The sequence below is a fragment of the Streptomyces niger genome (genome assembly GCF_000718305.1).
Classification (GTDB): Bacteria; Actinomycetota; Actinomycetes; order Streptomycetales; family Streptomycetaceae; genus Streptomyces; species Streptomyces niger.
This window is the reverse complement of the sequence record NZ_JOFQ01000001.1, coordinates 147,222-160,468: the sequence shown is the minus strand read 5'-3', so window position 1 is coordinate 160,468 and position 13,247 is coordinate 147,222. Positions and strand designations below refer to the sequence as shown.

The following is a 13,247-nucleotide window of genomic DNA, read 5'->3' as shown; positions in this document are numbered from 1 at the left end:
GGCCCCGGGCCGGCGCTCAGGCGCGCCTGATGGGCCCGATGCGCTCGTGCGAGACCGCGAACGCCGCAAAGTCCGCGTAGTCCGACTCCGGGGTGGCCCAGCTCGGGTCGGAGCCGCCGAAGAAGGTGGAGAAGAACACGCCCTCGATCTGCAGCTTCTTCGAGGTCCGGAACTCCAGCTCGTCCTCGCGCAGCACCCGGCGGCCGTCGAGGAACACCTCGACCGAACCGTCCTCCTCGCCCGGATGGTTGAGCCGTACCGACTGTTCCACGCAGGTCCAGCGGCCGACCGGCCACTTCCACTTGCCGCGTCCGAGCGAGGTGCCGTGCTCCACGGAGGTCGGCAGGTACGCGTACACCTCGCCGCGGCCCTTGCTCCGCCACATGTACCGGGTGGACAGGCCGTTCTCGCCGTCGGGGATGCGCCGGCCGCCGGTGACCGTACCGCCGTACAGACCGGGCAGCTTGCCGCCCTTGACGAAGTCGAAGCCGTGCGGGAACCGCAGGTAGTAGCGCAGGTGGAGGGAGTCGGTCGGGCCCGAGCGCAGCGGCAGGTACAGCTGCGCGCCGCCTTCGGGGCGGTTGAAGCGGCGGGCCACGGTGGGGCTGGCGGAGCGGGCCGGGTAGCGCACCCGCAGCACGGGCCCGTACACCGGGTGGTGCCGCAGCACGGTCCGGTCCAGGCCGAAGGAGCCCTCCTCCCGCGGCCGCACGCCGGAGCCGAAGAAGCGGGCCACGGCGACGGTGTCCCAGTCCAGGGTGGAGCCGGGGGAGGAGGGCTCGTCCGTGTGGTGCGGGGGCGGCGGCGGTTTGTCGTCCGATCCGGAACACGAGGCGAGGAGTGTGGCGAGGCCGGCTGCCGCTCCCGCGGCGATCAACTTCCTTCGGTCCATGAGCCGTTGCTCCTTTCCTGCGCCCGGGCGCTTCGGCCGCCCCGCCGCGAGGCCGGCGGCGGGGCGGTCCGGATCAGGCGGCGCTGATGCGGTACGTCATTGCCGCGGTGCTGGTCGGCCTGGCGTGCAGGGTCACACTGCCCTTGGCGTCCGCCTTGCCGGTGGCCACAGTACGACCGTCGGCGAGGAGTTTGTACGAAGCGCCCGCTTTCAGGCCATTCGCGGTGAACACCGCCGAACTGGCCGGGTCCAGCTGCACCTTGACGGGGTTCTGGTCGCGGAAGGCGATCGTCCCGGAGGTCGAGGCGTCACTCTTGACCGAGTGCGTCAGGTCGGCCGGCGCGGTGTTCTTCGCGAAGACCGTGCCGGCGGTCCCCTGGGTGAGCACACCGGAGGCGAGGGAACCGGTGAAGGTGTTCTCCGAGAAGGTCAGGTCGTCACTCTGGTTGAGCTTGGCGACGTTGCCGGCGGAGCCGTCGAAGGTGTTGCCGGTGAACTCCAGCCGTTCGGGCCGGCCGGTGTCGTTGGTGTACATGGGCTTGTCCGAGCCCTGGTACGTGAAGACGGCGTACAGCCCGCTGTCGGTGACGGTGTTGCCCGACGCGGTGATGTCCTGGGAGCCGACGCTGTAGCGCAGTCCGTACTTCGCACGTGTGATGGTGTTGTCCTCGATGACGTCGTTGCTGCTGTCGAAGATCGCGATGCCGGCGCCGTTGGGCTGGTCGTGGACGTTGTTGTCGCGCACGACGGTGTCGGTGACGCCGCGGTGCAGCATGATGCCGTGCACCTGGTTGTCGGACGGGTCGTCGTCGCCCGGCGGCACGTGGGGCGGGATGCCGTTGTGGTCGCTCTCGTTGCCGACGATCTCCAGGTGGTCGCACCGCTGGGAGCAGATGATCCCGTGATTGCCGTTGTGGTGCGCGTGGTTGTTGGTGATGGTCAGGTGGTCGGAGTCGTCGTGCGGGTCGAGACCGTACGTGATGTTGTGGTCGTACTCGTTGCGGTCGAACGTCATCCCGTTGGCACCGAAGGTGTAGGTGCCCATGTAGTTGTCGTGGAAGCGGCTGCCGGTCTGCTCGCCGAGCACGTCCAGCTTGTCGCAGACGTCCTGGTGGTCGATGTCGCAGCCCCGAGCCTTGTACGCCACGCCGTAGCTCTCGGCCGCGTAGTAGCCGAGGTAGCCGATGTCGCTGTCCTTGATGTTCATCGTGGACTGGCGGGGCGTGCCGTCGGTGTCCAGGAAGGACAGCACCCGTATGAAGGCCCGGCCGCGTTCCCCGGCGCCGGCCGACACATCGGTGTCCGGGCCGTTCGCCTCCGCGTCCCAGGAGGTGATGTCCACGTCGTCGATGTCGACGGTGCCGTACTGCGCGGTGACGGACACGACCTCGGTGGGTTTGTTGCTCGCCGGGCTGTTCAGCCGCAGCCTGTCCACGTCCCCGCCCTTGGCGGCGGAGTGCAGGCTCAGAGTGGCGCCGTTCTGGACGACCACGTTGGCGTCCAGCTGCCAGGTGCCGGGCGAGCCGTCGACCTCGTACAGCGGTGCGCTGGCGCACTGCCGGGCGATGTCGGAGAGCGTCGCCGTGCCGGACGTGAGGTAGACCGTGTTGGTGCTGGACGCGTACCGCACCTGGCCGCTGCAGGCGGCGGCCTGCGCGGGCGGGGCAAGTACGCCGGTCAGGCCGGTGACCAGCGCTCCCGCCGACAGCAGGACGGTGCCGGCACGCAAGGCTCTGATGGGCCCGCGTACCGTGCGGTCGCCGGGCGAGACCGGTTCGCCGCCGGCCGGGGATTCGGGCCGGCGACCGGCGCCGGTTGAACGGTGGGTCATGGTGTGCACTCCTTCTCCGGCCGCCGTCCCTGAGGGGCGGCGGCCGGTATCGGTGGAACGGCTGACGTGGGGTCAGGCCGTGTTCTCGACGTGCCCGGCGACCTTCGGCCGTGGGGTGCCGCGGTGCCGGACGTGGTGGAGGGTCTGCAGGACGACGGCCAGGGCGAGCGCCACCAGCGCCGCGAAGCCCAGCCAGGGGAACGGCGGCATCGTGATCTCCGTCTTGCCGTGCCGCTTGACCTCGCCGTCCCCGTCGAGCGCGACCGGGGCCCGGACACGGGAATCGGTGAGGTCCAGCCGGGACCCGGCATCGGCGACGACACCCTGCCGCTCGGCCAGCACGTCCACGGAGGTACCGGTGGCGCGGACGTTCTGCGCGAGGTGCATGCCGCGGTGGGAACTGCCGACCGCCACCTTCTCCAGGTGGGCCGACGCGCCCAGGTCGACGGCGGTGGTCCCGCCGGCCAGAGTGCCGCCGGAGACCCGCAGCCCGGGCGAGCTGGAGGCCAACCCCTTGCGGTTGGCCTCGGTGACCCGGACGTCGGTGAGCCTGATGTGGCGGGTGGTGGCGGAGGCGAGCACCCCGGTCTCGCCACCGTCCACCCGCACGTCGTGCAGCGCGACCTGGTCGGCGTCGCCACCGATGGCGATGCCGGTGCGGTTGCCGGACAACGAGGTGTGTTCGATGCGCACCCCGGAGCCGGTGATGCCGATGCCGCGGTCGAAGCCGCTGACCGAACCGCCGGAGACCGTGGCACTCTCGATGCCCTCGCCCAGCAGGATCCCCGGCTCGCTGCCGTTGTGCCCGGTCAGCTCGGAGTCCCTGACGGAGACCGTGCTCTCGCCGCCGGACACCCGCACCGCGGCCCGCGACGAGCTCTCCACGGAGGCCTTCCGCACGATGCACTGCCGGCAGGAGGTCAGGTCGATGCCGCCGCCCTGGTCGAAGCGGGAGGTGGGGGAGTTCAGCTCCAGGCCGCTCTGCAGGGTCGCCTTGATGCCGGCGCCGTCGTTGTCATGGGTGGTCAGGCCGGTCAGCGTGCGGTCGTCGGTACCGCCGAGGGCGATGCCGGTACGGCCGTTGGAGTCGGCGGACAGCTCGCTCACCTTGGTGCCTTGGTCGCCCTTCAGTACGACGCCGTCCTCGGTGGCCCCCGACGCCGTGACGTTCTTCAGCGTGACGTCCTTGGAACCGGCCAGCCGCAGCCCGGTGTAGTTCCCCTCGAACGTCGAGCCGGTGGCCGAACCGGTGCTGCCCCGGGCCCAGGTGACCCCCGACTGATCGGCGGTGGTGGTCTCGCCGACGCGGCCCAGCCCGCTGACGGTGGCGTTGCGGAAGTCCATCCGGCCGCCCGCACCCATCGACACGTACGGCCGACCCGGCGCGTTGGCGGGCGCCGGGCCGGCACCGTCCGCCGCGACCGATGTCAGCGTGGTGCTGTCGACGTCGAGCGAGGCCCGGCTGCCGCTGATCCACGTCCCCGACCGGGCGTCGCGACCGGCGCTCAGCAGCACCTTCTTGGTGCGGTCGTCGATACGCAGGATGGTGTCGGGGGCGAGCAGGATCGCCGTGTGGACCCGCACCGTGGACGGCGCGCCGGACTCGTGCGAGATCCACTCCCGGCCCGCGTTGGCGGCCAGCCAGCTCAGGGACACGGACGGCGTCCCCGGGTACAGCCGGCGCACCAGGGACCCGCCGCTCAGCAGGCTCACGCTGCGCGGCCGCAGCACGATCAGCCGGTCGGGCCGCCCGGTGCGTTCCCAGGCGGCCGTGTCCTCCGGAGCACCGATGGCCGCCGCCGGCGGCGCGGCTTCGATGCCGAGCGCCAGGACGGCCGAGAGGGCGGCTGCCGCCGCCCCGAAGCGGTATGCCGTTTTCATGCTCCTGCCTCCGAACCGGCGGCCTGCGGCGAGGTCCGCACCGCGACACCGTTGACGACGGACACCTGCCGGGTCAGCCAGCGCTGCCTGCGGATGGTCAGCAGTGCGCAGATCTTCACGCCGGCCATCACGAACGACACCAGCACGAAGCCGGGCACGAGGAAGAACGAGGACGGCCTGCGGACCAGGTGCGGGAGCATCTTCATCGCCCGGCTGATCCACCACCAGGCGGCCAGGCACGCCACGAAGAACCAGTCCTGCCGAATGATCGCGTAGGTCATGAAGAACGGCGCGACCAGCAGGGTGAAACTGCTCACCGCCTTGTCTGCCATGGTGAACGCCAGGAACGGGTGGCGCCGGATCCAGCGGGACGACAGCGCTCTGAGATCTGATCTCCAGGTGTTGCGGGACCAGCGCAGCCGCTGCTTCATGAAGATCCGCCAGGTGCCCGGGAACGTCGACCACACCCGCGCGGAGCGCTGCATGTACGTGCGGTGGCCGCGCGCCAGCGTGAGCGTCGTCAGCCGCTTGTCGTCACCGGACATGCACGGCACGCCCATGAACGTCTCGTGCATGAACTCATCCGATATCTCCAGCAGCAGTTCCCGCCGGTAGACCGCCGTCCGGCCGGACAGGCACGAGACGGCCCGGCCCACCGCGGTCTGGGCGGCGTTCTCGTCGAAGTACCGGTAGTCCAGGTACATGTCGTTCACCCGCTGGAGGAAGCCGCGCGGGTTGTAGACGTTCTGCCGGGTGCCGACGCCGCCGACCTCCGGATCGGCGAACGGCTTGCAGACCTCGGCCGCCACGTCCTCCGCCCAGATGGTGTCGGAGTCCACCAGCGCGACCAGGTCGGTCTTGCACGCCTCCCAACCGCGCCGCAGCGCATCGCGCTTGCCGGGGACGTCGGTGATGACGACGGTCACCGGGTAGCGGGCCGCGACTTCCTGGCACGCGTGGTCGGTGACGTCGATGACGAGGACGACCTCCTCGACGTCGTTGGCCAGCCAGGACTCGATCGCGTGCGCGAAGATCTCGGGGTCTTCCTGGTACACCGGGACGACGATGCTCAGCGGCAGCCGGAAGTCGTTGCGCACCGGGCGGTACAGCGCGGCCGGCGCACGGCGCACGAGCCAGCAGCCCCAGCGCACCAGCCCCAGGATGCCCAGGGGCAGGTAGACCAGGTAATACCGGAAGTCATAGAGCGTGGTGTCTAGTAGGGCACTCATGGTTCCGTTCTCGTTCACGAAGGTGCCGAGGCCGGGCAGAGGGGGGAGTGGGGCTTCTGAGGGGGGTGTCCGAGCGGGTCAGGCGAGTTCGGCGGCCAGCTCGTCCGCTTCGCGGTCAGCCCGCTCGATCAGCGTGTCGTTGACCTGCACGACGGCCTTGAGCAGCGGCATGTCCAGGCCCAGCGAAGCGGCGAGCCCCAGGAAACCCTGGGTGTCCTTGGGCAGGCACACACCGCCGTACGGCGCACCGCCGCGGATGCCGTACAGCGGGTTGTAGGAACCCTCGGCGGAGCGCGCGACGGTCTGCGCGATCGGGTCCAGGTCCAGGCCGAGGGTCTGGCTGACCAGCCACATCTCGTTCCAGAAGCTGATCTTCGTGGCGTTGTAGATGTTGTGTGCGCACTTCACCAGCTCGGCCGCCGCCGGGTTGGAGAAGGTACGCAGCTCCCCGCCGAACGGCGCCAGCAGCTCGGTCAGCCGCTCCACCGTGCGCTGGCTGCGGGAGGCGATCACGGTCATCCACGGGTGCCGGAAGTCCTCCAGCGCGGTGGCGGCGCGCAGGAACTCGGGGTTGCCGGCGAGCGCGAAGCCGTCACCGACGTTCTTCCCCGAGTGCTTCTCCAGCAGCGTCTGGACGAGACCCTCGGTGGTGCCCGGCGGCACGGTGGACCGCACGACCACGGTGTGGTCGCCGGTGGCGTCGGCCAGGGCCGCGCCCACCGACGCGGTACCGTCCTCGAAAGCGGACAGGTCGTAGCGGTGCCCGACGTTGGGCGTGGGCAGCGTGAGGAAAATGAAACCGTCCGGTTCATTGCGAAGGTCGAGCACGTCGCGCGCATCCAGGTCCTGCGACCGCAGGTATTCGATCCGCTGGGGCGAGATGTCGATGAAGGTCACCTCGTGCCCGGCGTGTAAAAAGCCCTTACCGGTGGCTGTGCCGACGACACCGGAACCCACGATGAAAATACGTGCCATGGTGCTGTCCCCTCCTGGTGGATGTGCGTGCTGAGCGCGACGCCAAAACTGCTAACGGAAAGATTGCGGGCCGGAGGGAACCGGTCCGCGGTCACGGTCGTCGGAGCGATGTCGCCCGGGACGGGCCCGCGCATTCCGGTGCGCCCGTACGGGGCGGTGCTGCCGGGTGTGTCAGGCCCCCCTGCCTGATCAGCATGTATGCATCCTCCGCCGGAAACGGCCCTGGTACGACTGCGTGACGGTCTGAGTGCCCTGTCGCACTCTGCACTCATCGGGACGGACAGTACAGAAGCCGACTTACTGAGAGGGCAGGAAATTGCCGTGAGCCCTGAATTCCGCATGCCCGGTTCCACTCCGGGGTGGAGAGCGTCATTGTCCTGCGGAAAAGCACTGCGCGGAGCGGAAAACCGGCAGGCCGGAACTCCGGTGCGTGAGCCGGGCGCACACCACGGCGCCGGGCCCGGCGCCAAGGCATGACAAGCGTTTTCGCCGCCCGCGGGTCCTGGTCAGCGAATTCACCAGGTTGTCCTGAATAGGCAAGCGCCGGCGCGCGCGCCGGGATCCGTAATGAGACGCGTGGAATCGGGTATTTCGGCGTACCGGGCGGAATCCCTTGTCACGTCCGTCCCTGCCGACTCCTCGGCAGCGCGCGGCGGAGGTCGGCTCCGCCGCGCTGACCTGGATCAGGGGCCGTGCCGCGCGGTGCCGGAGGGCTACCGACCGGTCCTCGCCGCTGGCCGGAACCCTCGCCGTCGTTCGTCGTTCACCACGCCGCCTGTGCCGCGGCCTTTTGGCGTGCCGCGGCGGCCCGCGCCGGAGCACCGAGCTGCTCCTCCAGCCGGGCCTGCGCCGACCAGTTGTACGGGCAGACCGGGCGCAGTTGAATGCGCTCGCTCAGCAGCGTGCGCGCCAGGTCCGTCCGCTTCGCCCGCAGCGCCGCCTCGACGAGGGTGCGCTGCACGGCGTCCCGCTGGGCGTGGCTGCCGCCGAATTCGTGCAGCCGGTGCCGGACCGGCAGCAGCAGGTCGGTGGCGCGGCCGTACTCCTGCCGGCCGTAGGCGATCAGCGCCCGGCACACCGGCAGTCCGATGTCGGCGGTCATCGCGCGGTTGGTCACCGCCGGCGCCGCCCCCGCCAGCCACCGCTCCCGGTCCGCCACCAGCCGCTCGGCCGGTCCGATGCGGCCCGCGCCCACGTACGCCATCACCGCGTGCGCGTCGTTGAAGGCGTAGTGCGCGCCGTCGTCGCGGCGCTCCCAGGCGTCGGCGAGCCGCGCCCACCGCACGCCCTGGTCCGCGCCCGCGAGGTACAGCCGCCACAACAACGCCGCGGCGTCCAGCAGTTGCATCGCGACGCCCGCCGACTCCTCGTGGTGCAGCGCCGCGTTGTAGATCTCCAGCACGCGGTCCGCGTCGCCCAGTTCCATCGCGTACAGCGCGTAGTGCCACCAGTTGTGCACCGTGAGCAGGGTGCCGTCCGACCAGTCGTCGGTACGGGCGTCGAGGAAGCGCATGCCGTCGGTGAAGCGGCCGCGCATCTCGTACGTGTGCACCACGCCGTGGATCGCCCACACGTCCCGCGGGTGGTGGGCGAGCGCTTCGAGCCCCGTCTCCTCCGCGCGCTCGTAGTGCCCCGACTCCTCCAGGCCGAAGGCGTACATGCCCAGCAGCGGCCCGCGGTGCGGGTCGTCCGGCTGCCAGGCGCCCAGCGCACCGCCGATACGGTCGCGCAGGCGCTGGGCGTCCCCGGTGAGGAAGTCGTGCTGATGCCCGGCGAACAGCGCCAGCACATCGCGGGGATGGGCGACGGTGAGGTCGCCGAGCAGCCGTCCGGCGCGGTGCATCTCCCCGCCGAGCCAGGCGTCGGCGGCGGCGAGGTGCATCCGCTCGCGGGCGGTGAGGACCTCCTCGTCCAGTCCGGAGCGGAAGCGGAGGAAGGCGTCGCGCGCCGCCACCGCGTCCTTCTCCTCGGTGCCCAGCACGCCGAGGTAGGCGGCCAGCACCTGGGCCATCACCGACCGCGGTGCCGCGTCGAGCGCGGCGCGGGTCGAGTCGGCCACGTCCGGACGGAAGAACAGCAGGTCATCCAGGGCCTGTTCGTAGTGGACGAGGGCATCGGCGCCGGTGTGGCTCATCCGGTACCCGTGCCGGTCCGCTGTCATAGGCCCCTCCTGTGTAGCCGGTCCGCCTGCCCTCAGCGATGGTGGACGACCGGCGGCCACCGGGAGCGGAATCCGGTCCCCGGATGGCCACCACCCGTACCAGGCCAACGATGCATGCCCCGGTGGGACACGTTCCAGTCATCGCTGTAGCGCTCCCACGGTGCTGCCGTCGGGTCCCACCGGAGGTCGTACCGCGGGGCGCGGCTCGCCGGCCGCGGCCCGCGGCCCGCCCCCGCCGCCAGCCGATCCGGCCAGCGGGACCGGGGCCGGAATGCGCGGTCCCAGGTAGCCCCGGTTCCGCACGGTACGGCCGGTTGGTGCTGCCGTAGGAGGGGCGAACACGCCACACCGCAACACGGTCACGATGGCGTCCGGTACCTGCCGCGAGCAGCGCATCCCATGCCGTACGCGGTGCGGTCACGGGCTGGACTCCGTCTCCGGTGCGCACCGGAATCGGCGGGAAGGGGGCACCGTCCGACCGTCGTGCGGACGGTTCCGGCCGAGTGCGTCCGGCGGTACAACCTTCCGCGGGGGCAACCCCTCCTCCACGACGAGGAACGCCTGCAATGGCCACGGAATGTGGCGGCGGGCCGAGGGCCGGCGCCGGCGCGGAAGACGGCCGGAACCGCACACCGCGGCCGGGTCCACCTCGTCGTGCGGACCGAGTCCCGCTCGGTCGGCTCGGTTCCCTCGGGCGGGGAGTCGGCTAAATCACACACCGTCCGAAGGTCGCACTTTGAAGGATCCAGCACCGGGACATGCGCACCGTCCCTCGCGGCACTTTTGAGGGCGGGCGGTGGGGCGCACTCCGGGGTTGACACCGAGCGGCGCACGCGGGAGTGCGCTTCAGGAGTGTCTCTCCGCCCCCGCCGGGCCGTGGCGTGTGAGGTCGTGCGGTTCCGTTGTTTCCTTGTGCTACCTGCACGAACACCTGTGGGTGAACCGCTTCTCGCCGAGTTCGGCCACCGGATGGTTCCCCGAGTCGAGGCGTGCCTAACCTGCTGTCACCACCTATGCGCGTCTCGAGGGGGAGCCGTGCTCATGACGTCGATGCAGGGTTACGACAAGCTGGTCGGTAGGGGGGAAGCGCCAAGGGCGGGGGGCCCGGGCGCAGGCAAGGAACGGGGGGTGTCTCTCCATCACACATCGTCGGAGCGGCCGGCTCCGGCCGTGCGCGCCGCGGGGGCGTGCACGGCGATCGCGCCGCCGAACCGTTTCCGGTACCGCCGGTCCTGTGCCGCCACGCCTGCCGGGCGTGCGGGTGCGGCGGGCCGGTGTGCCCGCGGGCCCGCTTCGGCCCGCAGCAGCTCCTTCACGGCGTGCGGATATCTCGACCGGGCAGCGCTCAGGGCCGGACTCACCGGCCGGGTGGCCGACCCGGAGGCGCCGCAGGGTCCGGACGCCGTTCCGGCCCTGAACCACCGCACCGAGGAACCGGGTCACCCCACAGAGAGCCCGGGCCACGCCGAGGACGACGGCGAAAGCGATCACCACGAGCGCACCGGGCCGCGTACCGCGCCCGCCTTCGCGGTGGGCCGTGCAGCGCGTGGCTGTCGTGAGCCCCTTCTTCTCGTGCCTCGCAGTGCTGCCTTGCCCTGCCCCGGGTGGCGGCCGCAGCGGGCGTCGCACCAGTCCCCCCACCGCGCGGAACGCATGCGTTGAATTCGCGCACAGCTATCGACATTGACTTACAAGGAGCTCACGTGGTGGGAAAACCTGTCGAGGTTTCGACAGCGGATCTGGTTGAATCTTCAACTATTAACAATGGGGGCACCGTACCGACGAGCAGCACCGAGCGCATGTTCGCCGAGGTGCTGGCCGGTGTGCTGAAAGCCGACCGGGTGCCGGTCGACGGTCATTTCTTCGACGACCTCGGTGCCAATTCCCTGCTCATGGCGCAGTTCTGTGCGCGGGTCAGGAAGCGCGACGACCTTCCCTCGGTCTCCATGAAGGATGTCTACCGCCACCCCACCGTCCGCGGCCTGGCGGCCGCGCTGCCGGCCACTCCGTCCGCAGCGGCCGGACCGCAGGTGCAGGCCGTCGTCGAGGAGCCCGCGCCCGTCGGCAGCACGCCGCGGTACGTACTGTGCGGCACGCTGCAACTGCTGATCTTCCTCGGTTACTCCTACGTGGCCGGCCTGGTCATGATCCGCGGCTACACCTGGGTCTCCGCCGGCTCCGGACTCGCCGACGTCTACCTGCGGTCGGCCCTGTTCGGCAGCGCCGGATTCGTTGGACTGTGCCTCTTCCCGGTGGTGGCGAAATGGCTTCTCGTCGGCCGGTGGCGCACCACGGAATTCCCGGTGTGGAGCCTGGCCTACCTGCGCTTCTGGACGGTCAAGGCGCTGATCCACGCCAACCCGATGCGGCTCTTCGTCGGCAACCCGCTGTACGTGCTGTACCTGCGGGCGCTCGGTGCGCGCATCGGGAAGAACGTCACGATCCTCTCGCCCTCCGTGCCCGTCTGCACCGACCTGCTGACGATCGGGGCCGGCACGGTCATCCGCAAGGAGGCGTACTTCCTCTGCTACCGGGCGCACGCCGGGCGGATCCAGACCGGCCCCGTCACCCTCGGCCGGGACGTCTTCATCGGCGAACGCACCGTGCTGGACATCAAGACGTCGATGGGGGACGGCGCCCAGCTCGGGCACGCCTCCGCGCTGCAGAGCGGCGAGGCGGTGCCCGCCGGACAGCGGTGGCACGGGTCGCCCGCGCAACGGACCGAGCTGGACTACGTACGTGTGGCGCCGACCGCCTGCGGCACACTGCGCCGCTTCGGGTACGGCTTCCTCACCCTGGTGCAGGTGTGCCTGGTCTACCTGCCGCTGACCGTCGGCGCCGCGTACATGCTGCTGACCGAGGTGCCCGCACTGGGCAGGTGGCTCGGCCCCGGCATCGAAGGGCTCACCTCGGCGGAGCTCTACACCGACGCGCTGCTCGTCTCCGTCGTGGTGTTCTTCGGCTTCACCCTGCTGGGCATGGTCTGGCTGTTCACCGTCCCGCGCCTGCTGAACCTGCTGATCCGGCCGGACCGGGTCTATCCGCTGTACGGCTTCCACTACTCCGTGCACCGGGCGATCGCGCGGATGACCAACATCAAGTTCTTCAAGTGGCTCTTCGGCGACAGCTCCTACATCGTCCACTACCTGCGCTGCCTCGGGTACGACCTGTCCAAGGTCGAACAGACCGGGTCCAACTTCGGTACGGGCGTGGCACACGAGACGCCGTTCCTGAGCAAGGTCGGCAGCGGCACGATGGTCGCCGACGGGCTGTCGGTCCTCAACGCCGACTTCTCCAGCACCTCCTTCCGGGTCTCCCGAGCGGAAATCGGCGCCCACAGCTTCCTCGGCAACTTCATCGCCTACCCGGCAGGCGGCCGGACCGGGGAGAACTGCCTCCTCGCGACCAAGGTGATGATCCCGCTCGACGGCAAGATCCGCGAGAACGTGGGCCTGCTCGGCTCGCCGAGCTTCGAGATCCCCCGCACGGTGGAGCGCGACACCCGCTTCGACCACCTGCGCACCGGGGAGGAGTTCCGCCGGCGCCTGGCCGCGAAGAACCGCAGCAACATCGCGACGATGGGCCTCTTCCTGCTCCTGCGGTGGGTGCACGTCTTCGTGCTCACCGTGCTGGCGCTCACGGCGATCGAACTGTACGGCGTGGCCGAGCAGTTGCTCGTCGCCGCCTACATGGCGCTGAGCATCGCCTTCACCGCCGTCTACTTCGCCCTGGTGGAACGGGTCATCCTGCGGTTCCGCCCGCTGCGGCCGCAGCTGTGCTCCATCTACGAGCAGTACTTCTGGTGGCACGAGCGGCTGTGGAAGGTGCCCGACACCCACTTCATGGTGTTCAACGGCACGCCGTTCAAGAACCTGCTGTGGCGCCTGATGGGCGTCCGGATCGGCCGGCGCGTCTTCGACGACGGCTGCTACCTCACGGAACGGACGCTCACCACGATCGGCGACGACGCCACGCTCAACATAGGCAGCAAGATCCAGTGCCACTCGCAGGAGGACGGCACCTTCAAATCCGACCGCAGCAGCATCGGCGCCGGCGCCACGCTGGGCATCGGAGCCATGGTCCACTACGGCGTGACCGTGGGCGACGGCGCGGTGATCGCACCCGACTCCTTCCTCATGAAGGGGGAGGAGGTCCCGCAGCGGGCCCGGTGGGTCGGCAACCCGGCCACGGAGGCACGCGCCGTACCACAGCGGAGCGCGTGACGCAGAGGCCACCGAGCATGCCGGACGAACCGCGACGCAGCACACCGAACGGGAC

Annotated in this window: 8 protein-coding genes; 1 reads left to right on the top strand and 7 read right to left on the bottom strand. The window is 70.3% G+C overall.

The genetic code is table 11. The features are described from left to right. Positions 1–16: 16 nt before the first annotated feature. From IF20_RS00715 to IF20_RS38860, 7 genes are all read right to left on the bottom strand, one after another. On the bottom strand, positions 17–892 hold the full coding sequence (locus IF20_RS00715; protein WP_052862915.1) for a polysaccharide lyase: 876 nt from the start codon (positions 890–892) through the stop codon (positions 17–19). A 73-nt stretch (positions 893–965) separates the two neighbouring features. Next, positions 966–2,723: a right-handed parallel beta-helix repeat-containing protein gene (locus IF20_RS00710; RefSeq protein WP_052862914.1), complete on the bottom strand. Its 1,758-nt coding sequence runs from the start codon at positions 2,721–2,723 to the stop codon at positions 966–968. A gap of 72 nt (positions 2,724–2,795) precedes the next feature. After that, entirely contained in the window at positions 2,796–4,604 is a 1,809-nt protein-coding gene (locus IF20_RS00705) for a right-handed parallel beta-helix repeat-containing protein (RefSeq protein WP_052862913.1), read from the bottom strand. Next, on the bottom strand, positions 4,601–5,833 hold the full coding sequence (locus IF20_RS00700; RefSeq protein ID WP_052862912.1) for a glycosyltransferase: 1,233 nt from the start codon (positions 5,831–5,833) through the stop codon (positions 4,601–4,603). Before IF20_RS00700 ends, IF20_RS00705 begins: the two co-directional genes overlap by 4 nt. Positions 5,834–5,911: 78 nt before the next feature. Beyond that, positions 5,912–6,808, bottom strand: a complete 897-nt coding sequence (locus IF20_RS00695; protein ID WP_052862911.1) for a 2-dehydropantoate 2-reductase N-terminal domain-containing protein — start codon at positions 6,806–6,808, stop codon at positions 5,912–5,914. 763 nt (positions 6,809–7,571) lie between these two features. Next, positions 7,572–8,969: a tetratricopeptide repeat protein gene (locus IF20_RS00690; RefSeq protein WP_052862910.1), complete on the bottom strand. Its 1,398-nt coding sequence runs from the start codon at positions 8,967–8,969 to the stop codon at positions 7,572–7,574. Between the two features lie 1,139 nt (positions 8,970–10,108). After that, entirely contained in the window at positions 10,109–10,285 is a 177-nt protein-coding gene (locus IF20_RS38860) for a hypothetical protein (RefSeq protein ID WP_199896424.1), read from the bottom strand. Between the two features lie 483 nt (positions 10,286–10,768). Here IF20_RS38860 and IF20_RS00685 point away from each other — a divergent pair, with 483 nt between their 5' ends. Further along, positions 10,769–13,192 carry a Pls/PosA family non-ribosomal peptide synthetase gene (locus IF20_RS00685; protein WP_052862909.1) on the top strand — a complete coding sequence of 808 codons (2,424 nt, stop codon included), beginning with the start codon at positions 10,769–10,771 and terminating at the stop codon, positions 13,190–13,192. Positions 13,193–13,247: the final 55 nt, after the last annotated feature.